Raw genomic sequence first — 25,163 nt, forward strand, 5'->3', positions numbered from 1 at the left:
AAAAATAATTCCCCAATGGATCGTATTCAGCTTTTACAAGGAGACATCACGGAGATGCATGTTGACGCCATCGTAAATGCCGCGAACCGAAGCTTACTCGGCGGAGGAGGTGTGGATGGAGCCATCCACCGGGCTGCAGGATCCAAACTTTTAGAAGCCTGCAAAAAACTAGACGGATGCGAAACAGGAGAAGCCAAAATTACCTTGGGGTATCGCCTTCCGGCCCGCTATGTTATTCACACGGTAGGCCCCGTTTGGCATGGAGGCCAAATTGGAGAACCGGAGCAGTTAGCCTCTGCTTACTACAATAGCTTAAAGCTAGCCAAAGAGCATCAACTTGCAACCATTGCCTTTCCCAACATCAGTACGGGAGTTTATGCTTTCCCCAAACGACAAGCTGCAGAAATTGCAATAAAAACGGTTGCTGACTTTCTCAAAAATGACACTTCCATTGAAGAAGTCACTTTCTGCGTGTATGATGATGAAAACTACGAAATATATGAACAGTTACTAGAGTTATAATGTAGCAACATCAAACAGCCTAAAACTCAGAAGTGAGAACAATTTTCTCATTATGAGAATAACAAAGCGAACCATTCCTCTGATCATAACATCAGGTTTATTCTCTTTATTAAGCGCTTAAAGCAACAAGCAAAATTACGGCATAACAATTGCCCTCTTAGCATAAATTCAAAATTGTACGGACTTCATGAAAGCAATTCGGTCGTTAACTTTAATCCTCCTTATTTGTTTAATTGGTCAAGGAAAGTTACTGGCACAGAAAGACTACTATACTGGTATTGGCTTTCGCGCAGGCCCAATGGCAGGAATATCGTTGAAACATTTTATTGCTTCGGATGCAGCGCTTGAAGGAATTTTCAGTTCACGTTGGCATGGCACTTTGATTCAGGCACTGTACGAAAAACATCATGATGTTTTTAACGATCCCAATTTTAACCTGTACTATGGCGGCGGCGCACATTTTGGGTATTGGGATTTGAATGGGCATCAGCATCCGTGGTACGACAAAAGTGGAACTTATTCTGCCTTTGGGATTGACGGAATTATCGGTTTGGAGTACAGTTTGGATGAAGCCCCAATTAGCTTCTCACTCGACTGGAAACCCATGCTAAACCTAATTAACTACTCCGGTTTCTGGATGGACGATATCGGACTTTCAATCCGGTTCAACTTCAGATAAACTAAACCTTTCTTACCAATTTTAAAGACAACGATTGCATTCAAAATTATAGTTGATGAAACGAATAAAAATTGAATTTCAAGTAACTCTACTAACAGCCTTAATCGCTTTAGCTGTTGTTTTCTCAGGCTATTTGGTCTATCAAAGTTTATCGCAAATTGTTAACTCAATCCATCGCGAGGCCAGACCTGACTTTAAGTTACTTCTGATAAAAGATGTTGCAACCGACTTGGCAGAAGTTGAAAACACAGTACGTTTTTACACCCTGACTCGAGACGAAAAATATTTTCACCCCTATAAACAAATCAATGAATCAATTCAGGAAAAACTGACAAACCTGGAAGACTACTCTCAAACCAGCATTGAAGAAAAGCAACAGATTGACTCCATCCGATCACTGGTCAACGAGAAACTGGCTATTTGGGAGAAAGTTCTTGCCCTTCATCATTCACGGGAAGAAGCTCACGAAAGCTTCTCTGAACTCTACTCCAAAATTGACAGCTCCAGAACTGAGCCCGATACTGTTGTTGTTGAAGTACCGGTTCAGAAAGAAGAAAAGAAAGGTTTCTTTAAGCGTATTTTTGGTGGGAAAAAGAAAGAGCCTGAAATGGTGGAACAAATCCAAACTGTTGACACCAACACCATCGCTAAGGAAGCCATTAAACAAGAAATTGCCCAGATTGAACAACGCATTGAATACACCAACAAAAAACTGTCGGTTCGCGAAAAAGCATTGCTTGAACAGAACATTCAGCTGTCGAATTTGCTAAATATCCAGATTACTGAACTTGAAAATAGCGAACAGAAAAAACTATTACTGAAAACCCAGGAAGCAGACCGTCTAGCTGCAATTACCTACAAACGATTAACCTTATTCACCGTTGCTTCGGTCATTCTACTTTTGTTGGTTTTATACCTGTTCTATCGCTACCTCAACAAATCAAGAGCCTACCAATCCATTCTTCGCAAAGCCAAAACAGATGCTGAGAAATTGGCTAAGGCCAAGGAAGTTTTTGTAGCGACTGTTAGCCATGAAATGCGAACACCGATCAACGCCATTTATGGTTTAACCGAGCAACTTTTGCGCAAAACAGATGACCCGAAATACCAAAAAGACTTGGATATCATCTACAACTCAACCAGCCACTTAATATCATTGGTTAACGACACCCTTGACTTCTCTAAAATTGAAAGTCAAAAACTTAAGCTGGATCAGGTTGATTTTTCATTAGATCGTATTTTGGGTGAAGTGATTACTTTAAACAAGGCAAATGCTGAAGCAAAAAAGCTTCAACTCCAGCTTGACACCGAAAAGCTTCCGCCACTGATTTTATTAGGTGACGCCTTCCGATTAAAACAAATCTTAATCAACTTGGTCAACAATGCCATTAAGTTTACCGATCAAGGGCATGTTACCCTAAAAGCTTACACCGAAGGCCCTGCTTCTTCAGAAGCTCCGGTTAATGTCAATTTTCAAGTGATTGACACCGGAATTGGGATCTCAGAAGAAAATCATGCCATGATCTTCGACGATTTTGTGCAATTGGAAACCGACCTGACCAAAAAACAGGGAGGTGCCGGTCTCGGATTATCCATCGTCAAAAAACTAGTTGACCTTTTAGGCGGACAAATTTCAGTTAGTAGCCAATTAAATCAGGGAACAACCATTTCGCTCACCATTCCTTACAAAAAAGGAGATCCCGGAAAAATAAGAAGCTTAACTCAAAAAGAAATCAATGTTCCCAAGCATTACAAAAACCTTTCAGCCCTAATTGTTGACGACGAAACCTTCAACCGATATTTATTGAAAAGCATTCTTGAAAAATGGGGAATGAAAGTAGCTGAAGGAGTCAACGGACAGGAAGCTGTCGATTTAGCCAGCCAGCAAAATTTCGATCTCATATTTATGGATATTCGCATGCCCGTTCTCAATGGCTTGGAAGCCAGCAAGCAAATATTAGCAAATAAAGAATCGGCAAATTCCAAAATCATTGCACTTACTGCAGGAAGTAAAAAAGAAGATATTGACAAGTGTGAACAAGCAGGCATGCATCACTTCTTGTCAAAACCGTTTACAGAGAAAGAACTGCTTGACACCTTAGAAGCAACCCTTGCTGATGAGTCAAAAATAAAAAAAAGCAAGAGTAACAAAGCACAATCAAAAACAACCATTGACTTAAGCGAACTAAAGCGAATGGCCAATGGGAACGCTGCATTTGTTCAGGAAATGATTGAGATTTTTATTCGCTCAAGTGAGAATGGCATTGAGGAAATCCAAAAAAGTCTGCATCAAAAAGACTGGGCTCAAATAAGGGAGTATGCCCATAAAATGGCAGCACCAGCCAAGCACATTAAAGCAATGAGCTTGTATGCAAAAATTAAGGAAATGGAATATGAAGCAGAGCTGGCACAAAACGAAGATAAAATTGTCAGCTTATTTCAGGATGTAAAGAATGAAGTGAAAGCGGCCAACAATCATTTAAAAACACTATTGAAGAAGAAACAGCTTTAAAATAGCTTCATTTTTACACGCAATTTCTCAATATGAGAAAAGAAGACGAAATAAGCTACTCTAGCGTAAAAGAATAAAAAACTGATTTTTAACAAATTAAACCTTTTTGATCAATTTTGGCATCGGGCTTGTTTTCCAAATCGAAAAAGCAAGTCATGGATAAGCCTGAAACAAAAGAATACAAAACTTTTTTAGATCTGTTTTTTCCTACTGCGGAAAAGTATTCAGTTGCTGTTTTAGATGATGATGAATACTTCAATACACTTATGACAGAAGTATTAAAACATTATTCATCCAATCTGGCCGTATTGTATCAAGCTCAAATTGAGGTACACTCTTACCTCAAGGTTGACGACTTCTTTAAAGGAATTAACAGTAAGGACGTTAAAGGAACCCGCAAGGTTCTCTTCATCGATTACTATCTAAACGACAGTCAAAAGGCTATTGATGTGTTAAATCAACTTCAGCCAGATAAAGACCGAAGGATTGTCATTATTTCAGAAACTAAAAATTTCCAGATAGCCGCAGAGGCCAAACAGCTCGGAGCAACACAATTTATCCGCAAAGATCAATTCACTCATTTTATGTGCACATCGTTGCTCGAAGAATTTATTCGCGAGGATGCTTCCTCGTAAGGAACGTTTCATTTCGTCAGCTTTGATTATTCTATTTTAAATTTCCTCCCCTGGGTAGTTTCCAACCCAGGGGATTTTCTTTCAAAAAAATCTACTCGAAATCACTCATTTTTCACAAAATATTTCTATACTATTGCATAGCCAAATGAAACTAATTAGCCGCTTTAGTAGTTGAAACTAGCGTATGGACACCAGTAAATCATTTAAAATTTTTGTAGTTGAAGACGACGATTGGTACAACCGATTGCTTGTGCACAACTTATCCCTTATTCCCGATTACGATATCGAGTCGTTTACCAGTGGGAAAGATTGTATTAAAAACCTGAATAAAGAACCGGACGTCATCACACTTGACTACCGCCTGCCTGATATGAAAGGACTGGAGGTCCTCAAAGAAATCAAGGCAATCAATGAAGATATTCAGGTGGTGCTTATTTCGGAGCAGGATGATATCGAAGTGGTCGTTGAACTTCTAAAACACGGGGCTTATGACTACATTGTCAAATCTTCGGATGTAAAAGAAAGGCTACTCAATACGGTTAACAACATCCGACAAGGAAGCCGACTGAAAAAAGAAATCGTTTCGCTTCGGCAAGAGGTTAAAAAGAAATACAGCTACCAAAATACCATTATTGGGAATAGCCCTGCGGCTGAAAAAATCTTCTCATTAATTGAAAAGGCCACACGCACCAACATCTCGGTGACCATTACCGGAGAAACCGGAACGGGAAAAGAATTGGTTGCCAAGGCCATTCATTACAACTCAACCCGTGCAAAAAAGCCATTCATCCCCGTCAACGTAGCTGCCATTCCAAAAGATTTGATCGAGAGTGAGCTGTTTGGCCATGAGAAAGGGGCTTTTACCGGAGCCTCTTCTCGCCGGATCGGAAAATTTGAAGAAGCCAATGGCGGAACACTCTTTTTAGACGAAATGGCAGAAATGGACATTGCCCTTCAAGCCAAGCTCCTTCGTGCCTTACAAGAAAAGGAAATCACCCGAATTGGAAGCAATGAGACCGTCAAAACAAATTGTCGTATCATTATTGCGACCAACAAAAACCTGATAGAAGAAGTTAATGCAGGTAATTTTAGGCAAGACCTTTATTACCGTCTTTTTGGGCTTCCAATTGAGTTACCTCCACTTCGCGAACGCGGAAACGATGTTGTCATCTTAGCCAAGCATTTTATCCAAAACTTTTGTAAAGAGAATCAACTGGAAGAGAAAACACTAAGCTCCTCGGCCAGTAAACGACTTCTGTCCTACTCTTTCCCTGGTAATATTCGTGAGCTAAAGTCAGTAATTGAGTTAGCTGCCACACTTTCAGACACCGATGAGATTACCGAAGACAACCTGATGTTTGGCGGCCAAAACATGCTAGACAGCCTGCTGACAGAAGAACGGACCTTGCGAGAATATAACCTGGAAATTTTAAATCGCTTTCTGGAAAAATACGACAACAACATCAAGCTTGTTGCTGAAAAACTGGACATTGGCGTTGCAACAATTTATCGCATGCTAAAAGAAGAACGAAACTGATCCTTCCAACAGATTCTATTCTCAATTTGCGAAACAATCATTCAATTTGAGAAGAAAAAACATCCAGCACAAAAACCCAAAAGACTAAAAGACAGCCTTTTGGGTTTTTTTTTTGTCTTGGCACAACCATTGCCTATCGCTTATCACATTTATTAAAGAATGGAGGACAATATCATGGATAATACAAGAAAAAAACAATTGGGAATTATAGTTACTGCAGTTGTGGTGGTTATTTTAGCCGCGATTGGTACTATTTATGTCTACACTCAAAAACAATCGGAAGTTGAGAACTTAGTTTCAGAGAATAGTAATTTGAGTGAATTGATTGAAAATCGTGATTCTGTTGTCAACGAAATGGTTACTGCTTTCAACGATATCGAAAACAATTTGAAATTTATCAAAGAAAAAAGAAAGCAATTGTCAATCGAGCAAAACAAAGAAGGAAATATTGATCGGAAACAAGCCATTTTAGACGACATCGCCCTGATGAATAAGATGCTGGAAGAAAGCAGCAAGCACATCGACCAGCTAGAGAAGAAGCTTAAAAATTCAGGGATTAAGCTCAGCGGATTCCAGCAAAAAATTGCTGCACTTTCAAAAACCGTTAATGACCAGAACTCAGAAATGGTTGAATTGAGACGAATCATTGAAGAAAAAGACGTCATGGTTGCTGACCTAAATGAGAAAGTTGAAACGATGGAGTTTGAGATTGCCAAACAAGCTGACACGCTTGCCAATAAGCTCAACATCATTGATCAAAAAAACGAAGAGCTGAACACAGCACATATTGCTTACGGAACCTACAAAGAGTTAAAAGAAAAAGGATTGCTTACCAAAGAAGGTGGCTTCCTATGGATTGGAAAAAACAAAACCATCCAGGAAGATTTTGATGATGAATACTTCACCGAGCTGAATATTCAGGAAACAAAAACCATCCCGTTGCATTCAAAAAAAGCTACAATTATATCTGAGCATCCAGCTGATTCCTATACCTTTGTAGAAGAAGACGGACAAGTTTCCTACTTACAAATTAATAATCCTGAGGAATTCTGGAAAATTTCGAAATATGCTGTGATTGAAGTGAAATAGTAGAAGGGACTATATTCGTTTAACTAAAAACAATAAAGAATGAAATTTTTAAAGATGAATGGAAAAGCACGAATTGGAGTATTATCATTACTTCTTGCCACCCTGTTCTTTTCGTGCTCTAAGTCGGATGATGTAAAAACAATAGAAGGAAAAGGTCGCTTAAATGTAGCGATTACTGATGCGCCTTTCCCAATTGACATCGTTGACAAAACGGTGGTGACAATTGACAAAGTTGAAATCGCACAAACCACTCAAGCGAGTGAGGACGAAGCCGAAACACGCACTTTTGTCACGCTATCCGAAGAGGAGTATGAAATCAATTTGCTTGACTTAGCGAATGGTGTAACTGCGCAATTAGCTTCTGTTGATCTGGAAGCAGGTAGTTACGATCAAATCCGACTACATGTTGTAGATGCGAAAGTAATTTTGAAAGATGGGACTGAATTTGATCTCACCATTCCAAGTGGAAGCACCAGCGGCTTGAAAGTAAAAATTGAACCAGCTGTTGTAATTGAAGAAGGCACTGAGTCTTCAGTTTTACTTGACTTTGATGTTAGCAAATCCTTTGTTATGCAGGGTAACATGAACACTCCTGCCGGAATCAAAGGCTTCCATTTCAAACCAGTTGTTCGTGCAGTCTTTGTTGGCTTTGCCGGACAGGTTGAAGGGCATGTTACCGATGATGCAGAAGCAATTCTTGAAAATGCACACATCGAGCTTTGGAGCCTTACTGAAACACAGGAAGCTGATACCGTTGTTACTTCAGCATTCTCTGATGAAGCTGGTTTTTACAAAATGATTGGTTTACCAGAAGGTACTTATCACCTTTCTGCAGCGATGGAAAACTATGATACCATCTGGGTTGACAACGTTGCTGTAGAAGCAGGGCAAACAACTACTGTAGATTTGGCACTAACTCCTGTTGAAGAGGAAGCTGCTGAAACCACGGAGGAATAGCAAAAGCACTTTACCTGCAATTACATACATTGCACACACTCAAATCTTCACGTATATAAACAAAAAATTGCCGCTCAAACGAGGTTTGAGTGGCGTTTTTTTTATTCCCCCATTACTCAAAAGGAGCCTTCCCCGCTTGTTTTGTGTTCTAAAACGCCAGCTGAGTCCTGCCAATAAAAATTCAGTAATCGTCGAAAAAGTCTGATGTAAAATAGGTTAAGTCGCATTTTTTTTTGCTATTATTACATATCGCCAAACCTAAAACTTAGACGAATGAAAAAAAATCTTGCCGGGACACTACTAACTTTAGTGATTTTATTAACACTTACTCCACACTTACTTCAGGCAAAAGGCAAAGGAGCCAACCAATGGTTCTTGACTCCTAGAATTGGTGCCGCAACAATGATCGGAGAAGTAAACTCGAGCTTTACAACTGTCGATAGTGATTTCAAACACGGTTTTGGACTCAACGCCGACTTGGCTTTATCCAGAACATTTGGCAGCCATTTTGAAGTTGGGCTGGGTGTTGAATTTTATAAGCTTTCCAGTTCCGATGATTCGCTCTTCATTGAAGATCTTCGAGCAGTTGCCAGGGGGAACCTGCCACCCAGTTTTAGCAATGTAGATCGATGGCCCCAACCAATTGAATACCAAACAAGCAATTTGGTTCCCAACCTGTTTTTTAGGTATTATTTTAAAAGATTTGCTTCCAGAGCTCGCGATGCTCAAAAATTTCAGCCTTATCTGGAGCTCAATGTTGGCTTTAACTTCCACTCACCTGAATTAAATTATATCGATACAACAGGAATTCTTATTGAAGACGGTGAAATATCCAACCTGCCGTCAGTATGGTATCTCGAACAACATAAAAATAAAATCCCGTACAGTTCAACTGAACAGGCCTTGCAGTTTGGCTTTGGACTTGGTACCCGCTTCACCCTAAACCAAGGATTAACCTTCAACCTTGCAGCTAGTGTTTCCGGAACAAAATCGGAGTATATAGATGCACTTCCTAATTTGTTAGAGGATGAAGTTACCTCAACCTTGGTTGCAAAAGTCGTATTTGGTGTTTCCATTCCAATCGGTTCTGGATCCGGATCCAAACGCTCCTCCGGAGGAGAACATCTTCCGTGGGCACCAAACTAATCGGTATCCAAAAAATAGGTATAGCCCGGATCAATCGTCCGGGCTTTTTTTATTCCTTCGATCAAAATTCTCAAACTGATGTAATGAAATTAAGTTTGCATCGTCTTAAATTTGAATACAAACAAGGAAGAAAACAAGAGCATGTTAGCCAAAGAGTTTAAGACAATAGTGCTTCCGTTGAGTAATAAGCTTTTACGTTTTGCTTTGCAGTTCACCAAAAACGAAGAAGAAGCCCGCGATACCATTCAGGATGTATTTCTGAAACTGTGGCAAAAGCGCAATACGCTGGAAGGTATTGAGAATATTGAGGCCTTTGCCATGCGCATGACACGCAACAGATGCCTTGACTTGTACCGCGGAAAACACACTTATTCGCTGGAAGACCAGACAGACAGTTGGCAACAGAAAAGAAAAGGTGATTTGAATGAAGAGTTGGAGCTATCAGAAACAGCAACGATCATCAAACGCCTCATTGGAGAGCTACCAGACCTGCAGCGACAGGTGATGCAAATGCGGGATATTGATCAGCTCAGCTACGATGAAATAGCTGAAAATACCGGACTCAATATCAATGCAATTCGGGTTAACTTATCCCGTGCAAGAAAAAAGATTCGAACTGAACTATTAAATTATCAGGATTATGGAACAGCAAAGAATAAAACAAATACTGCACAGCTATTTTGAGGGGGAAACGACGGAGCAGGAAGAGCAGTTATTGATCGAATACTTTAGGTCTGATCAAATAGATCCTGAACTCATTCAATACAAAGCATTTTTTGCGGGCTTCCAGGAACTAACCAATAGCAAGCGTGATCTCCATCTCGAGGAAAGCATCATGGACCATATTTTGGAGCAAGAGCATCGTGAGAAAACACACTACCGCTGGTTATGGCAATCGGTTAGTGGTATCGCTGCTGCTCTACTCATTGGCCTCTTGGCTGTCAACTATTATGGCAATTCGCGCCAGTGGCAAGATACCTATAGTAATCCTGACCAAGCTTATGTCGAGGCTTCACGAACCTTGCAATACGTAGCTGGATACTATCAAAAAGGAATTGGCAATCTAAAACCTGTCAAGAAGTTAAATGAAGCGGTTACTCCTTTAAATAAAAGTATTACAACCTTGGAAAAGGGATTTAAACAAGTGGAGCAACTCGAAAAAGTAAAAGAGAAAATTAAACAAGAATAGAGTCACGATCAACCAGATCTAAAAACACATTACTGCGCAGGTAATTATAGATTTCAAAAATTATAAAAAACGAAAAAATACAATATCATGAAAAAGCTATTAATCTTTATTATTTGCCTGATTCCTTTATTAGGAATGGCACAAAAAAGCCCGGTCGATAAGCTGTTTGACAAGTATGCCAATAAAAAAGGATTAACGACTGTCAATATCAGCGGAGCACTTCTTGGGTTAGCCAGCCAGATCGATAACCAATCTGCTGAAGCCAAAATGCTTTCTGATTTAGATGGTGTCAGAATCCTGGCTGTTGACGATGATGATCTAAATCGTGAAGTCGATTTTTACAAAGAACTGGAAAACGATGGGTTCTTCAAAAATCATGATTATGAAGTGTTGATGGAAGTAACCGAAGAAAACGAAGTCGTGCGCTTCTTCGCCCGCAGTGCCGGCAATGGCAAATTTTCTGAATTATTACTTGTTGTAGGAGGAGACGATAATGCGCTAATTAGTATTCGAGGGCTCATTGATCCGGAAAACATTGGCAAGATCACCGGAGCGCTGGATTTGGATGTTATGCCAAAGGAAAAGTAATTACCTAAAGTTAGGTGCAAGAAAAAGGGAGATTTCAGCTGAAATCTCCCTTATATTTTTTCCATCATGATGATTAAACAGCATCACTTAATTCAGCTCCTGGCTTGAATTTTACAACTTTCTTTTCAGGAATTTCGATTGGTGCACCTGATTGAGGGTTTCTTCCTGTTCTTGCGCTACGAGTAGCTACAGCAAAAGAACCAAATCCGATTAAGGCAACACGGTCACCATTCTTTAAGGCGTCAGTTGTAGATTCTACAAAAGCATCCAATGCTTTTTTTGCATCAGCTTTAGTTAGACCAGCTTTGTCAGCAATTGCGTCAATTAATTGAGCTTTGTTCATAAGAAAACTTGTTTAGGGTTAAAAAAATAAACTGATTAAAATTACTTTATCATTAATAACTTTCTTATACGAAGGTAAAAAAAAAGAATTTAAACTTTCTGGAACCTCAGTAAAATCAATACTTTCGAAAGCTTAAATTTTACGCTTTATAAAATTCTAAAATATGATTCAAATATGCAACACTTTATCCAACTTTTTTTTTTTAGGTTTTTGATGTTTTTTTTCACCTAATATTTTTGTGTTTTAAAAAAATCCTCTACTTTTGCCGCCACATCACGGAGAGATGGCAGAGTGGTCGAATGCGGCGGTCTTGAAAACCGTTGATCTTCACGGATCCGGGGGTTCGAATCCCTCTCTCTCCGCCAGATAAAAAAGGAGTTGTAAACCAAGTGTTTGCAACTCTTTTTCGTTTTAAAGCAAATTCCCAAACGCCCCAAACACCACGTAACTAACTACAAGTCAAAAGAAATAAAACAACAACACTTTCCATCTAATTACACTCAGTATACTCTTTAGGATACTTTCTCACTCGAGAATGCCATTAGCGATCATCCTCCAACTTCATCTCAGGGTTATCTATTTCCTTTTTATAGCACCTTCTATTTTTCAAAAGAAAAAACCTGGTTCATTGGGTTTTATTCTTAGTACTTCCCCCCTGTCTATTCTATAAAAATCAACTTTCAGCACACAAAAATACGATTCCAGATTCTTATTTCTCCCAAAAAAACAGGAGAAAAACTTAAAGTCGTCCCCTTTTTGTGGGAAGAAACACCTCTTGAAATACCCATTTTTAGCGATTGTCCTCCTTCCTGCAACACACTTACTTTGTGTTCCACAACATACAATCTCAAATATCAATCTTAAATCCTATCAAAAATGTATAAAAGATTAACGGCTATTTCATATTTCATTCTCGCTGCTTTTTCCATGGCTTCAGGGCACTCTATAAAAGGTATTGTTTATGATGAAAATGACAATCCGCTCCCTTATGCAAGTGTTATTATTGAACACACCAAACAAGGAACCATTACCAATCAGTCAGGATTTTTCCAGTTTCCGAAAGTCGATGATGGACTCAAAACGGTAACTGTAAGCTTTATTGGTTATAAAAAAGCAAGCCAGCAGGTTCAGGTAAATTCCGGCGCATCGCAAACAATTGACTTTCATTTACAGGTTGACCCCAATTCAATTAATGAAGTAGAGGTATTTGGCAGCCGCTACAAACAACCCGAAAAGATTGCAACAATTACGCGTATGCCCTTACGTCCAAGTGAGCAAATTCAAAGTATTTCCGTTATTTCGGAGAAGATGATTGCTCAGCAAGGCGTTCAAACCATTACCGAGGCAGTGCAGAATATTCCGGGTGTAACCCTTTTTGGATCCTACGGAGGAGTGCGCGAAAGTATGAGTATTCGTGGCTACCGGGGAGTACCGGTCCTCAAAAATGGCGTTCGTATCGATTCGGATTTCCGCACAGGCTCAGCACTATCCGAAATGCAGGGTGTAGAAAGTGTTCAGGTGATTAAAGGTTCCGCAGCAATAACTCAAGGATTGGGTAACGATTTAGGAAGCCCCGGGGGTATTATCAACGTTGTAACAAAAACTCCAAAGTTTGAAAACTCCGGAGAAGCTTCCCTCCGACTGGGTAGCTGGGGCTATGTGCGTCCGGCTTTCGATGTACAGGGAATTTTGAATGAGCAAAAGACAGTGGCCTTCAGGCTCAACGGAGTCTTCCAACGTGCTGACAATTACCGTCCTGTAATAAATAGCAACCGCGTTTACATCAACCCATCAATGGAATTCAGGCCCAACGACAAAACCAAGATCACCGTTGAACTGGACTATTTGAATGACAACCGGACGCCACATACCAGCACGGTAAATTTGGCGCCAAATGATACCGAAAACTTCTATGATCTGCCTTTTGACCAATTTTTGGGTTTTGATAAGGACAATGCCAACAACAAAACCTTAACCTATGCGGCAAGAGCCAATCGAATCCTAACGGATCATTTCAGCCTGCGCGCGGCTTATTTTCACTCTTCCTACGAAGTGAATAATACGTCAAGCTCTGTTTCTACTATTGTTGATGGCGACTACTCCAAACGCGCCCGGCGTCTTTCCAGATCGCTAAGAGATGACCAAAATTCCACTTTTCAACTCGACTTTATTGGTCAAGATATCTACACGGGTGACTTCAAACACACCTTCCAGTTCGGGTTTGACTATAAAACGACCAAGCTAAGTACCACAAGCTTTGGATCGGCTTTTATCGACACAATTCATGTTACCCAACCAGTTATTAACAACACCTTGGGCGATGTCAATCTAATGAAACAAAGCCCCGTTGAATCGGAAAGCTCCTCCTATGGTTTTCTAGCTCAAGAAGTCTTAAGCTACAAGGAATTCATTCGAGCCATTTTAGCATTACGATACAGCTATTCGAGTGCCATCAACACAAGAAGCGTAGGACCGATTCCGGGCGACGCCTGGAATCCGATGCTTGGATTAATGATCAGTCCCATCAAAAACATCAACCTGTTTGGCTCTTATTCAACCACTACCAGTTTACGTTCTGCTGCAAGGTTGATGGCCGATGGCGGCGAAATTGGGCCGTCAAATACCAAGCAGTTTGAGGTAGGTTTAAAGTCAGACTGGTTGGATAATAAGCTGCGTTTCAACTTTACCTATTTTGATATTATTACCGAAAACCTTTCGAACACCGAATACATTGAAGGCACCAACCAACCCACTGGTTATTACTTTAAAGCCGGTGATTTAAAACGTAATGGGATTGAAACAGAGCTAAGTGGACGGTTAACTGATGACCTTCAGGTAATTCTAGGGTATGCCTACCTGGATGCCCGCTATGAAAACAGTCCATCCTATGTTGATGGGTCAGCTCCCATGAATGCGCCAGAGCACACAGCCAATGGCTGGGTTTATTACTCCTTCAACAAAAGTGCCTTAAAAGGCCTGTCATTGGGCCTAGGAGCCTATTATGTTGGAGAGAAACCTTCCAATGAATATTTGATCAAACCAGACGGACATGGTACGCCGGTAGGAACCAAGCCATTTAATATGCCGGCCTACACTACCGTAAATGCACAAGTGGCTTATGCTACAGGAGACTTTACAATCCGCGCTTTTCTCAATAATCTCTTCGATCAAGTAGGATACAATGCTTATTTCCGGGGTGGTTACATCAACCAAATTGATCCTCGAAATTTTGCAGTAACGCTATCCTACCAGTTCTAATAGCAACAAGCAAAGTCCCCGCCCTCCCATGGTGGGGACTTTCATTCAAACAACAAGATCATTCATGAGAAACTTTATCGAAAAAATCCATTTATGGCTGGCTCTTCCTGCGGGCTTGATTGTCACCATTGTTTGCCTGACCGGAGCAATACTTGTTTTTGAGCAAGAACTATTGGAATGGTATTATCCTGAACGGTATTTTGTTGAAGAACAGACTATCGGCACTCCGCTTCCGCTTCACGAGCTGGTTGAGAAGGTAAACGAGCAGTTGGAAGAGAATTCAGTAGCCAGCGTGAAAATCGCCTCCGATCCTGATCGGACGTACACCGTGGGTTTACAAGAAGGATTTCGCGTGAGCGCTTTTGTCAATCCCTACACCGGAGAAATTAAAGGCTACCATTATTTTCTGGAAAGTTTCTTTTATAAAATGATGACCCTCCACCGCTGGCTCATGGATGGAAGCCGAGAACTGGGAAAAGTAACTGTAGGAATAAGCACCATCATTTTTGTCATTCTATTAATTACCGGCATGGTTTTATGGGTTCCTGTCAATAAAAAAAAGTGGCGCCAGCAATTCACCGTGAATATTCGTTCCGGATATAACCGATTTTGGCGAGACCTGCACATTACCGTTGGCATGTATGCTTTCTTACTTCTGCTCACCTGATCTCTCACCGGGCTGATGTGGTCGTTTGGCTGGTACCGAAATACAGTTTTCAGCTGGTTTGGCATCGAACAACAACAAAGACATGGCAAGAAAGGAAAATCATCGTCACCAACAGAGGAGATAAACAGCTTGCATTGGGATCAGGCTTTTCAGGAGTTGGCTCAGAAAAATCCGGGTTACCAATACATCCGAATTCAAGATCAAGCAGCAACAGTACTTGCCAAGGATGCTGTTCATAAGCGGGCGGCAGACAAATACACTTTTGACAAAAACAGCGGGCAAATAAACTCCGTAAAGAAGTACCAGCAAGACCTAAGTTCCTCGAAGATCATGACTTGGGCTTATGCGCTCCATGTTGGAGATTATGGAGGCTATTGGGGTCGTGTGCTCACCTTTTTAGCATCGCTTATTGGGGCCAGCTTGCCGCTAACAGGATACTACATGTTTTATATCCGAAAGCGCAAAGCGTACAAAAGCAAACGAGCACTCGAAAAGCAACTCGATTTCTAACGCAATAAAAACGGAGAGCCAATTAACTGGACCTCCGTTTTGTTTTAGTTCTTGATAATCCCTCGCGCTTTGTATTTCTCAATAAACTTCTGATTGAGTTCATCCGAATCCTGACACGTAGCCAATCATCAACCGAAGCTTATCTATTCTTTCAATTTTGTATTAGAAGACGGGAAATGCATCCTGTCGTCAACACTATTTCTCCCAGCTCACAACTGCTGACTGCACATTGTCCGAGCTTGGTCCAACCATGATTTCGAAATCTCCGGGTTCCCACCCAAATTCCAGGTTGAAATTGTAAAATGCCAGATCATCAGCCGTTAATTCGAAGGTAACCGTCTTAGTCTCTCCTTTTTTCAAGTTGATTTTTTGAAAGCCTTTCAACTCTTTTACCGGACGGGTTACAGAAGCCACCAAGTCGCGTGTATACAATTGAACCACTTCTTCGCCATCAAAATTCCCGGTATTGGTAATGTCGACCGATACTTTCAAACTCTCGTTACCTTTCAATTTTGTTTGGCTAAACACCGGTTTGCCATAGTCAAAATCGGTGTAGCTTAAACCGTAACCAAACGCAAACAGTGGGCTGTTAGGTGCATCCAGGTAGTTCGATTTAAACTTCATAAATGTATCTCCATCCTGTGGACGTCCCGTATTTTTCATTCGGTAGTGAACTGGAATTTGCCCTACGTTGTGTGGGAAAGTTGCCGTTAACTTACCAGAAGGGTTATATGCTCCGAAAAGCACATCAGCAATCGCATTTCCTGCCTCAACACCGGGATGCCAAACTTGCAATAAAGAAGTTGCCAACTCATACTCTTCGCCAATCGCCATTGGGCGCCCACTCATCATTACCAACACCAAAGGCTTGCCAGTTTTTGCCAAAGCACGAACCAGTTTCTTTTGGCTTTCGGGTAACGAAATATCTGTCCGGTTAGCCGACTCACCGCTCATTTCAGTAGCTTCACCAATCACAGCAACGACCACTTCTGATTGTGCAGCCAAGTCCAAGGCTTCGTTCAACATTTCCTCCGGACTGCGCTCGTCAATGGCAATACGTGTTCCGAATACATTCACTTTTTTAGCAAACTCAACATCATCCGAAATGTTAGCTCCTTTGGCATAGCGAACTTTCACCTTGCGACCACCAACATTCTCCATTCCCTCCAAAATGGGAATTGAAAGTTGTGGATTCCCTGTTGGAGCCCATGTTCCAAGCATGTTATTTTTGTTGTTTGCCAATGGTCCAACCAAGGCAATTGATCCGCTTTGAGACAGCGGAAGTGTATTCATTTCGTTTTTCAGAAGCACAAAAGAACGAGCAGCAGCTTCGCGTGCCACCTGGCGGTTCGCCTTCGTCAAAATATCTTTTTTCGGACGTGAATCATCAGCATAACGGTAAGGATCTTCAAACAAGCCTAACTTATACTTGGCTTCCAATACCCGGCGACATGCCAATTCAATCTCATCTTCTGTAATTTTTCCTTCTTTCAAAGATTTTTCAAGCGTGGTCAGAAATCCTTCACCAACCATATCCATGTCCAAGCCTGCTTTCAAAGACAAAGCAGAAACAGCTTGCAAATCACCCATTCCATGAGCAATCATTTCGTTAACAGAAGTATAGTCTGAAACGACAAAACCATCAAATCCCCACTGATCACGCAACAAGTCAGTCAATAACCACTTGTTTCCACTCGCCGGAATTCCATCCACATCGTTGAACGAAGACATCACCGATCCCACTCCTGCATCAATAGCAGCTTTGTAGGGAGGCAAGTATTCGTTGAACATGCGAATACGGCTCATATCTGTTGTGTTGTAGTCACGACCAGCTTCCGATGCGCCATACAAAGCAAAGTGCTTCACCGTTGCCATCATGGTATTGGGACTGGTCAAGTCATCACCTTGGTAACCGCGCACCATGGCTTTGGCAATCTCTGAGCCTAAGAAAGGATCTTCGCCAGCACCTTCAGCAATGCGTCCCCAACGAGGATCGCGTGCAATATCAACCATCGGTGAAAAGTTCCAGAAGATTCCGTCTGCAGTTGCTTCTTTTGCAGCTACGCGCGCTGTTTTCTCAATCAGCTCCATGTCCCAGCTCGAGGCTAAACCAAGTGGTATTGGGAACGTTGTCTTGTACCCGTGAATCACGTCTGACCCAACAAGTACAGGAATTCCCAAGCGACTTTCTTCTACAGCCAACTCTTGTGTTTGACGAACTTTCTCAGGGCTGCTCACCCCAAAAATTCCACCGACCAAACCATCCTTCAGTTTGGATTCAACACCGGTGCTCACTGCTGAACCTGTTGGAATTCCACCTCCTGGAGTAATCAAGTTCAACTGACCGATTTTTTCCTGAAGTGTCATTCGCCCCATCAATTCATTAATGTAGGCATCCATCTCAGCTTTATCTGTATTTTGTGCCTGTACCGGCACTCCCAACAAGACCCAAAGGGCCGCAAAAATTAATCGATTCACCTTCATCTTCTAACTATTTATTTTCTGTTCTTAAATTATTTGCATCACAAAACAACATCCCGGATCAGGAAATCATGCCCTTCCTTCTCCAGGTATTCACCCGTATAAGGCGAATAGCTTCGTACCCGAAGTGTGTTATTCTTTGTATTTAGTTTCAGAATTCTTAAAAATCCACTTCCTCCTTCTTTTGATCCTTTCACACCTTCCTGGTAGTTGGCCAGAAACTGATATACTGGAAAGCCCGCGTCATTGATGCTAACCAGATTCCCAACTCCTCCATTCAGGATATGCCCTGAAAAGACAAAGCGGATATTAGCATGCCTGCGGATTAACTGCTCCCAAAGTTGTTCGCCATCGTGAACCGCATCAGCACCAACTCCAGCTCCTACCCCATAACCCTGAGGACGCCAGTAGTCTCCTTCTCCTTGCCGCGTGCTATCCGAATACATGTAGCAGTGCGTATTCACGATCACCTGGTAATCTTGATATTTTTCAACCAACTGGTTTGCCCAGTCAACCACAGCTTTTCGCGGCCCAAACTCAAGGCTCAAAATCAACCATTTCGTATCCTCATGATCCAACACGTAGCAGGAGTTATCCATTTTACCAGGTTCAAAGGTTCCAGCAAAAGCCGGCAATTGCTCCATGGTTGATACCGGGAAATAGGTGTTGAACAGTTCGGTATTTCGGGTATCGGCAAACTTACCCGGACCACTTCCCATATCATGATTCCCTACTGCTAAAACATAGGGGACTTCGTTATCCAGTCGGCTAAAAGCCTTCCGAACGATAGTCCATTCTTTCTCGTTATTATTTTGAGTTAAATCACCTTGTTGCAACACCAAATCGATGCTGTCTGCATTTGCTGCAATCCAATCAATCTGACTAGATAAAATATGCGGGTACTTCTCAGCATAAGTTTGCGTATCCGGCAACAAAACAATGGTCATCTCTCCTTCAGACTCTTGGCTGCAAGCTCCCAGCAGCAAACTAAACAACACAGCAAACCAATATTGAAACTGATTTCTATTCTGCTTCATCTTAATCAATTTTTATAACCTTGGTTGATTCTGAAATTCCATTTTCATTGAATGCTTCGATGCTCATGTAATACGTTGTACTCTTATCAAAGCAGCGCATCAGCAACTCGGTATCTTCGTAAACAAGCCATGACTGATACAATTTATTCGGAGCAATTCCCCAACGGATGTTGTAGCCCTGTGCTCCAGCCACTTCTTTCCAGCTGGTTGAAACATCCCGACGATCCTCGTGACGCTGCACCTCAAAACCTTTTACTTTACCGGGCTTTTTACCGAAGCCGGTTCCAAACACCCGGATTTCAGACATCGCCAGGTTGTTACCCGGTACTTCAATGTTTTTATACCGAATGAAACGAGCTTTTTGAGGCTGGTTTAGCACGATGTAAGCATTGGGCGAATCCTTGTAACTCTTGCTTCGGTCTACCACCGTCTTCCACTCTTTGCCATTTTCCGACACTTCAATGGTAAAGCGATGGCGTAAACCTTCGGTACGTGTATAAATTCCAGACTCATGATCATGAAAATTCAATTGAATGGCATTCACCATTCCGGGCTGAAGCATTTCGATTTTTATCCATTGCTGATCATCGTTAGCATCCGCTACCCAGAAGGATTTTGGACTTTCATCAGTCAAAACTTCCGAGGTAATTTCTCCTGCATTATTTCTCACCAACGGCATATTCGTGATGTCAAAATCATTATCGGTCGATGTACTTTTCCGGATCTGCATCTGCGAAGAAGAAACTGTTGTTTTTCCGCGATAGGACAGCAACATCCAGCCAGAATGCTGGCCGGCCTTCGTTGGGTGATCTGGTCCAAATCGTGGATAATCACCGTAATGCGTATTGGAATGCATCAGGCCTTCATCATCAAAATAAGTTGGGAACATGCACAAGCGGCGTTCCCAGTGTGAGTTCGATGCCAGCGCCATGGTTCCAAAGTGCCAATACTGCCCATTGGTTTGTTTCACAGTTATCCCATGTCCGGCACCATTGGTGAAGCCTCCCGGCTTAAAACTCATAGGATTGTTTTTCATGTAAGTGAATGGCCCCAGTGGAGAATCGCCAACATAAACGCCATCACCATAAACATTGAACTGTGTTCCCGGAGCCGCATACTGCAAGTAATATTTACCGTTGTGCTTGGTCATTGAAGCCCCTTCCATGTACCCTTCTTTTAGGGTTGGATGGAAATTATTTTCGCCGAACCGCTCCCAACCATGCTCTTCTTCATTCAGGTTGATCAAGTCCTTTTTCACCCCTGTTTCCAACATGCGGTCGTTCTTATTCAACTCTTTCACCCGTATGGGGTAAACATTGGAAGATCCCCAATACAAATAGGTTTTCCCGTCATCATCGATAAATAATTCAGAATCCTGAATGTTATTGGAAATCGATGCTGTTGGTGTCCATTTTCCACTTTTGGGATCGTCTGAATATAAAATACTCCCATAACCTGCAGGATCACCGGCAAAGTATATCACCGAGTCTTTATAATTGAAAGCGGTGGGCGCATTGCATCCCTCGAAAAACCATTGTGCTGGTTTGATGAAGTCCCAATTCACCAAGTCCGTTGAATGCCAATAACCAAACGAACGGGTGACAAATAGGTAATACTCTCCCCGAAACTCGACAACTGCCGGATCAGCACCTGAACGATAGGAAATGTTCTTGCTGGAATTATAAACCATATAGGTATAATCAATGTCCAAGGGGTTACAATAAGTATCGTATCCAGCCGACTGTGCGCTCCCTGTTCCGGGGCTTGCCGAAAAGAGTATAGCCGCTAAGGCTAGTCGCTCAATTACTTTTCTAATCTTCATTTTATATCCTCATTTAATATCTGAAACCCTGATCTCATTAGTGCTTAACCACTAACTTCACCTGTCTTACTTCTTGCTCATTCTGCATTCGAATAAGGTAGATGCCATCCTTCCATCCTGAGCAATCCAATTCCATGTTATTACTTGTTCGTTGCAATTGCTCACTCCAAACCATTCGGCCATCTATTGAGTACACCTGGACAAGAAGGGAGGTGTTGGGCTGAAAATCGCCCATTGCCAAATACACTTTGTTATCAGCCGGGTTGGGATAAACTTGAAAGCTTTTAGGAGCAACAGGATCATCCACATCGGTTACAAGTTGGTATTCAAAGCCAAGCTTATCCAGCCCTGTCTGTAAATCGTCATCCTGCATCACCAAATCCCATAAAAGTCCGGTCCGGTAATTTTCCAGCATCACCACAATTGGCCCTTGATCAATACCAATGTAGGACTCCTGAACCCAGTTCCGCTCATCATTAAATGCATCATACGGACCATATTCTCCAAATAATTCCTGTCCGCGCTCGCGGTAGAAATACTTCAAAGCCCGTAAAGACTCTTCCGGAGTATAGGGCATGCTGCCCAAAGCGGCTGTTGGGCTTATCGTTCCATTATCGTTCGAGTAAGGTTGATGAGCCGAATAACCATCCGGATCGTCACTGGCTGTAAGTCCCCAGCACTTTTCGCTATAGTTTTTAAAGCCCATTGGATTGGCCACGGCATAGGCGTAGTGAATCCGCGCCGTATTGACATGCTCCAGCCAATAATCAGCATACTGGTCTTTCAACCCATGGGGATTAATTCCTAAATGAGAATAATGAATCCAGAAAAGTGGGCCGCCCCAATCCGGCGCCAAGCTAATGGGGTAATTGTAGAAAGTCCGGGGTTTTACCATGTTACCATTCCGTGACCAACCTTGTTCGTACACTTCTTTGTTGATGCCATAGGTCGGCGACGAAGCAGCCATCACATAGGTGACTAAGCTTTCATTCCAACCACTCACCTGCATATTCTTCTGAAAACCAATCGTTGGTGACCAGTGCCAATACAGCACTTGCTGCCCATCTTGTTGATACCAGCTCCATTCAATTTCTTTCCACAATTGGGTCGCTTTCTCGCGTATTTGCGTCGACTTAGCGTCTCCATCCTGAAAATAGTTCCTCAGGGCAATCAGCGCCTGAGCAACAAAACTTGTTTCTACAAGATCACCTCCATCATCATCGGGTGTGAAAGGCCGGGTTTGCATGGTATTGGCATTGTACCAATGCGACCAGGCACCATGGTGACGTTCACAATTATCCAGGAAATCAAGAATCTTCAAAATCCGATCTTTCACTTGCTCTTTCGGCCGATACTCCCGCTCATGCGCAACAATCATGGCCATCAGTCCCATCCCAGTAGCTCCGGAAGCCACTGTACGACCATCTCCATTTGAACGCTCCAAAGCCATTCCGGAAGCTTGATGTGCACCTTCCCAGAAATAGCGGAAAGCATACTCCTGCGTCATGTCAAGAAGCTGATCATCGGTGTAATTCCGCAAGTCAACCAATTTTCCCACCGAAGTAGATTCAGCCCCTTGGTAAGCCGTTGTCACCCGATAATGCACCGTTGCATTCTTCCCTTCTTCGGGGATAAAATCGAGGTAATTGTTTTCTGTTGTTTCCTGTCGTAATGTATAGTTTTCACCGCCATCAAATGAGGCATAAATTTTATAGGTCAACCCAACTTGAGGGGCTGTCCAGTTCAACTCAACATGGCTATCGTAACCTGCAAGTTGTAAATTTTCAATCGGAGGAATTTGCTCCAGGCTTTTGAAAACACTGATTTCGTCAATCAGCAATAAACGCGAAAGTCCATTCTGTTCAGACTGTCCAAAAGTGATGGCCTTAACTTGTGCAAAATTCAAGCTGCTATTCTCTGGGTCGTCAATAATTTTTTCAATGGGAAACGTAACACGCGTCCATTTTTGTGCGGGAATTGAAGGGTTGTATTCACCCAAAGCGTAAAGTTGTGAATCCTTATCGCCTCCTGTGGTTTTAGCAGCCCGCACTCCAATAAGTGGTAAAGCAGATGATGGAACTTCATTTTCAGAATAGATATAGCACGCAATTGAATCCAATGTTGAGACATCAGCACTTCCCCAGTTGGAGCGGTGAATGCGAACGATCCAGTTGCCAACGTCAGAAGATGTATAGTTAAATTTCAATGCCGTTTCGCCCTTGTAGGCAGGAGTTGTACAAGGAACTTTATCATTGTACTGAGGGGCATTGGGTGGGAAGGTATATTCGAAAGTGCTTTCTCCCAAGTTAGCCACATCAACCAATCCTTGATCATAGAAGCTTGGTGCTGTTCCTTCGGAGAAAAAGCTTATTTCCTGCGCATGAATCACATTTATTGCAGCCAATAACGTGATTGCAGTCAGCATGATTTTTTGTCGTAATTTATTAGGTTGCATTGGTTCAAGTTTTTGGTGTTTTAGTCCACTCTCAATAATCTTACGGCAATACAAGAAAAAGGGAGGATATTCTGAAGTACTGGCGTGACCTATAACACAGCGCACAGCTTGATTCCCGAGCAAGAGAAATCGCAATGCATATTAGTTGGTTTTATGGTACTGCATAGCGTTAGGTACACTCCAGTATACGCTTCGCCTATCCTCCCCGTATTATTTTAGTTGTAGCTAAATCCTAGTCGATCCAAGCCTTTGCGTACATCTTCATTTTTCATAAATAGGTTCCACAACAAGCCTGAACGGTAATTCTCAATCATGACAGGAATTGGTCCCTGATCAATTGCCAAATAACGAGGCAAGTACCATTCGTGCTCAACACTGTAAGCATCATAAGGACCATACTTACCAATCAAAGAGTCTGCTTCGGTATACAAATATCGAATCACGTTCATCGATTCTTCGGGCGTATACGGGAAAGATGCCAAAGAGGCCGTTGGAGTAATTACTCCTAAATCCAGCTCGCCAGGATGATGTCCGGCATAACCATTCACGGAATAGCTAGAGGTCATTCCCCATTGCTTTTCACCATACCCTGCATAGTTCTTCGGATTATCGATTGCATAGCGATAATGCATTAAGGCCTGGTTGGTATTCAACTTCCAGTAGTCGGCATAACGATCAGACAATCCTTTTGGATTCAATCCCAAGTAAGAATAATGAGCCCAAAACATTGGTCCGGTTGGTTCATTTTCATTTCCATAGAAGTTCAGAACCGAATTTAATCCGTAATACACTGTATCGTTGGCAATGTCTCCATTCTGTGCCCAGCCTTTATGGTAAGCTTCAGGTGCAATGGCATGAGTTGGTGAAGATGCTGCCAAAACATACATAATCAGACACTCATTGTAACCACCAATAGGGAAGTTCATCTCCCAACCATAGGATGGAGACCAGTGCCAATAAAGTACATCCTCGCCTTTGGTATACCAATCCCATTCAACCTCTTCCCACAATTTATTGATGTCGGCAACCAACTGCTTTTCTTCTTCATTACCGCCTTTAAAATACTCAGCAACAGTCAAAAGTCCCTGAATCATAAAAGCTGTTTCAACCAAATCACCACCATTATCTTTTTTACTGAATGGCTTTACTTTTCCAGTAGGTCCGTCCAACCAGTGAGGCCACGCCCCGTGAAAGCGGTCAGCGTTTGCCAGGAAATCAACATTTTTCTGGAAACGCTCCAAGGCTTGTTCGCGCGTGATGTAGCCACGCTCAATCCCCACCAGAACAGCCATTACGCCAAAGCCTGATCCACCCAAGGTAACCACATCCTGATCGTTTTGTGGATAAACTCCGTCCATATGAATTCGCTCACGGGCCAATCCTGAGTTTGGTTCTGCACCTTCCCAGAAATATCGAAAAGTTTGGTATTGCAAGGTGTCCAACAATTGCTGATCCGTCAAATCTTTCCATGATTTTTGACTTGACGATGTTGCTCTATTGCTGGTATTGGAACAGCCCACCGTAAAAAAAAGTAACAGGCTGCTAATAATTAAATATCTCATTTTGGTAATTATCTAATCATTCAACTTATAAGAAGAAGCGAGCCTAATGCAAAGTATACAATTTTAAAATGACCTGAAAGAACAATTGGTTTGCCAGGCCCGCTTCATCTTTCATCCAGAATTTGAAACTCTGAATGACCTTTTCTCTCTCAAAAAATTTTCTATCTTTTTGAG

Annotated in this window: 18 protein-coding genes, 1 tRNA gene and 1 pseudogene; 14 read left to right on the plus strand and 6 right to left on the minus strand. The window is 42.0% G+C overall.

Going from position 1 to position 25,163, the window contains the following annotated elements; genetic code table 11:
• The first annotated feature begins 15 nt into the window (after positions 1–15).
• The 11 genes from BM156_RS17025 to BM156_RS17075 all read left to right on the plus strand — a co-directional run bounded on the left by BM156_RS17025 (position 16) and on the right by BM156_RS17075 (position 10,854).
• Positions 16–522 carry an O-acetyl-ADP-ribose deacetylase gene (locus BM156_RS17025; RefSeq protein WP_093921107.1) on the plus strand — a complete coding sequence of 169 codons (507 nt, stop codon included), beginning with the start codon at positions 16–18 and terminating at the stop codon, positions 520–522.
• Positions 523–709: 187 nt separating this feature from the next.
• Positions 710–1,201, plus strand: coding sequence for a hypothetical protein (locus BM156_RS17030; RefSeq protein WP_093921108.1), 492 nt, complete (start codon positions 710–712; stop codon positions 1,199–1,201).
• 55 nt (positions 1,202–1,256) lie between these two features.
• Positions 1,257–3,713 carry a response regulator gene (locus tag BM156_RS17035; RefSeq protein ID WP_093921109.1) on the plus strand — a complete coding sequence of 819 codons (2,457 nt, stop codon included), beginning with the start codon at positions 1,257–1,259 and terminating at the stop codon, positions 3,711–3,713.
• 155 nt (positions 3,714–3,868) lie between these two features.
• Entirely contained in the window at positions 3,869–4,348 is a 480-nt protein-coding gene (locus BM156_RS17040; RefSeq protein ID WP_093921110.1) for a response regulator, read from the plus strand.
• A gap of 184 nt (positions 4,349–4,532) precedes the next feature.
• Positions 4,533–5,885, plus strand: a complete 1,353-nt coding sequence (locus BM156_RS17045) for a sigma-54-dependent transcriptional regulator (RefSeq protein ID WP_093921111.1) — start codon at positions 4,533–4,535, stop codon at positions 5,883–5,885.
• Positions 5,886–6,059: 174 nt separating this feature from the next.
• Positions 6,060–6,974, plus strand: a complete 915-nt coding sequence (locus BM156_RS17050; protein ID WP_139218320.1) for a Cbp1 family collagen-binding glycoprotein adhesin — start codon at positions 6,060–6,062, stop codon at positions 6,972–6,974.
• Positions 6,975–7,013: 39 nt separating this feature from the next.
• Positions 7,014–7,931, plus strand: a complete 918-nt coding sequence (locus BM156_RS17055; RefSeq protein ID WP_093921113.1) for a DUF4382 domain-containing protein — start codon at positions 7,014–7,016, stop codon at positions 7,929–7,931.
• A gap of 273 nt (positions 7,932–8,204) precedes the next feature.
• A complete protein-coding gene (locus BM156_RS17060) occupies positions 8,205–9,077 on the plus strand; it encodes a hypothetical protein (protein ID WP_093921114.1) in 873 nt (290 codons plus the stop codon).
• Between the two features lie 111 nt (positions 9,078–9,188).
• On the plus strand, positions 9,189–9,761 hold the full coding sequence (locus BM156_RS17065) for an RNA polymerase sigma factor (RefSeq protein WP_139218321.1): 573 nt from the start codon (positions 9,189–9,191) through the stop codon (positions 9,759–9,761).
• Positions 9,718–10,266 carry a hypothetical protein gene (locus BM156_RS17070; RefSeq protein ID WP_093921116.1) on the plus strand — a complete coding sequence of 183 codons (549 nt, stop codon included), beginning with the start codon at positions 9,718–9,720 and terminating at the stop codon, positions 10,264–10,266. Before BM156_RS17065 ends, BM156_RS17070 begins: the two co-directional genes overlap by 44 nt.
• A gap of 87 nt (positions 10,267–10,353) precedes the next feature.
• Positions 10,354–10,854 carry a DUF4252 domain-containing protein gene (locus BM156_RS17075; protein WP_093921117.1) on the plus strand — a complete coding sequence of 167 codons (501 nt, stop codon included), beginning with the start codon at positions 10,354–10,356 and terminating at the stop codon, positions 10,852–10,854.
• Between the two features lie 73 nt (positions 10,855–10,927).
• On the opposite strand, the gene BM156_RS17080 is transcribed toward BM156_RS17075, so the two are convergent.
• The gene (locus BM156_RS17080) at positions 10,928–11,197 is read right to left on the minus strand and encodes an HU family DNA-binding protein (RefSeq protein ID WP_093921118.1); all 270 of its coding nucleotides are present in this window, start codon (positions 11,195–11,197) and stop codon (positions 10,928–10,930) included.
• A gap of 277 nt (positions 11,198–11,474) precedes the next feature.
• Between BM156_RS17080 and BM156_RS17085 the strand changes: the two genes are divergently transcribed.
• The 3 genes and pseudogenes from BM156_RS17085 (at position 11,475) to BM156_RS20845 (ending at position 15,632) form a co-directional block, all read left to right on the plus strand.
• Positions 11,475–11,562 (plus strand) — tRNA-Ser (locus tag BM156_RS17085).
• A 511-nt stretch (positions 11,563–12,073) separates the two neighbouring features.
• Complete coding sequence (locus tag BM156_RS17090) at positions 12,074–14,455, plus strand: TonB-dependent receptor (protein ID WP_093921119.1); 2,382 nt, start codon at positions 12,074–12,076, stop codon at positions 14,453–14,455.
• A gap of 64 nt (positions 14,456–14,519) precedes the next feature.
• Positions 14,520–15,632, plus strand: a pseudogene (locus tag BM156_RS20845) (PepSY-associated TM helix domain-containing protein).
• Between the two features lie 195 nt (positions 15,633–15,827).
• Here the strand turns inward: BM156_RS20845 and bglX are convergent.
• The 5 genes from bglX to BM156_RS17120 all read right to left on the minus strand — a co-directional run bounded on the left by bglX (position 15,828) and on the right by BM156_RS17120 (position 24,989).
• A complete protein-coding gene (gene bglX, locus BM156_RS17100; protein ID WP_093921120.1) occupies positions 15,828–18,116 on the minus strand; it encodes a beta-glucosidase BglX in 2,289 nt (762 codons plus the stop codon).
• Between the two features lie 38 nt (positions 18,117–18,154).
• A complete protein-coding gene (locus BM156_RS17105; protein ID WP_093921121.1) occupies positions 18,155–19,150 on the minus strand; it encodes a metallophosphoesterase in 996 nt (331 codons plus the stop codon).
• A 1-nt stretch (position 19,151) separates the two neighbouring features.
• Positions 19,152–20,972: a family 43 glycosylhydrolase gene (locus BM156_RS17110; RefSeq protein WP_093921122.1), complete on the minus strand. Its 1,821-nt coding sequence runs from the start codon at positions 20,970–20,972 to the stop codon at positions 19,152–19,154.
• 37 nt (positions 20,973–21,009) lie between these two features.
• Entirely contained in the window at positions 21,010–23,427 is a 2,418-nt protein-coding gene (locus BM156_RS17115) for a glucoamylase family protein (protein WP_093921123.1), read from the minus strand.
• Between the two features lie 215 nt (positions 23,428–23,642).
• Positions 23,643–24,989 carry a glucoamylase family protein gene (locus tag BM156_RS17120; protein WP_093921124.1) on the minus strand — a complete coding sequence of 449 codons (1,347 nt, stop codon included), beginning with the start codon at positions 24,987–24,989 and terminating at the stop codon, positions 23,643–23,645.
• Positions 24,990–25,163: the final 174 nt, after the last annotated feature.

It is taken from the genome of Sunxiuqinia elliptica (genome assembly GCF_900113005.1).
GTDB classification, from domain to species: Bacteria; Bacteroidota; Bacteroidia; order Bacteroidales; family Prolixibacteraceae; genus Sunxiuqinia; species Sunxiuqinia elliptica.

What these genes read in the sequence shown, in the direction of transcription:
- BM156_RS17025 (WP_093921107.1), top strand. Translation starts at nt 16, where the DNA reads ATGGATCGTATTCAGCTTTTACAAGGAGACATCACGGAGATGCATGTT.
- BM156_RS17030 (WP_093921108.1), top strand. Translation starts at nt 710, where the DNA reads ATGAAAGCAATTCGGTCGTTAACTTTAATCCTCCTTATTTGTTTAATT.
- BM156_RS17035 (WP_093921109.1), top strand. Translation starts at nt 1,257, where the DNA reads ATGAAACGAATAAAAATTGAATTTCAAGTAACTCTACTAACAGCCTTA.
- BM156_RS17040 (WP_093921110.1), top strand. Translation starts at nt 3,869, where the DNA reads ATGGATAAGCCTGAAACAAAAGAATACAAAACTTTTTTAGATCTGTTT.
- BM156_RS17045 (WP_093921111.1), top strand. Translation starts at nt 4,533, where the DNA reads ATGGACACCAGTAAATCATTTAAAATTTTTGTAGTTGAAGACGACGAT.
- BM156_RS17050 (WP_139218320.1), top strand. Translation starts at nt 6,060, where the DNA reads ATGGATAATACAAGAAAAAAACAATTGGGAATTATAGTTACTGCAGTT.
- BM156_RS17055 (WP_093921113.1), top strand. Translation starts at nt 7,014, where the DNA reads ATGAAATTTTTAAAGATGAATGGAAAAGCACGAATTGGAGTATTATCA.
- BM156_RS17060 (WP_093921114.1), top strand. Translation starts at nt 8,205, where the DNA reads ATGAAAAAAAATCTTGCCGGGACACTACTAACTTTAGTGATTTTATTA.
- BM156_RS17070 (WP_093921116.1), top strand. Translation starts at nt 9,718, where the DNA reads ATGGAACAGCAAAGAATAAAACAAATACTGCACAGCTATTTTGAGGGG.
- BM156_RS17075 (WP_093921117.1), top strand. Translation starts at nt 10,354, where the DNA reads ATGAAAAAGCTATTAATCTTTATTATTTGCCTGATTCCTTTATTAGGA.
- BM156_RS17080 (WP_093921118.1), bottom strand. Translation starts at nt 11,197, where the DNA reads ATGAACAAAGCTCAATTAATTGACGCAATTGCTGACAAAGCTGGTCTA.
- BM156_RS17090 (WP_093921119.1), top strand. Translation starts at nt 12,074, where the DNA reads ATGTATAAAAGATTAACGGCTATTTCATATTTCATTCTCGCTGCTTTT.
- bglX (WP_093921120.1), bottom strand. Translation starts at nt 18,116, where the DNA reads ATGAAGGTGAATCGATTAATTTTTGCGGCCCTTTGGGTCTTGTTGGGA.
- BM156_RS17105 (WP_093921121.1), bottom strand. Translation starts at nt 19,150, where the DNA reads ATGAAGCAGAATAGAAATCAGTTTCAATATTGGTTTGCTGTGTTGTTT.
- BM156_RS17110 (WP_093921122.1), bottom strand. Translation starts at nt 20,972, where the DNA reads ATGAAGATTAGAAAAGTAATTGAGCGACTAGCCTTAGCGGCTATACTC.
- BM156_RS17115 (WP_093921123.1), bottom strand. Translation starts at nt 23,427, where the DNA reads ATGCAACCTAATAAATTACGACAAAAAATCATGCTGACTGCAATCACG.
- BM156_RS17120 (WP_093921124.1), bottom strand. Translation starts at nt 24,989, where the DNA reads ATGAGATATTTAATTATTAGCAGCCTGTTACTTTTTTTTACGGTGGGC.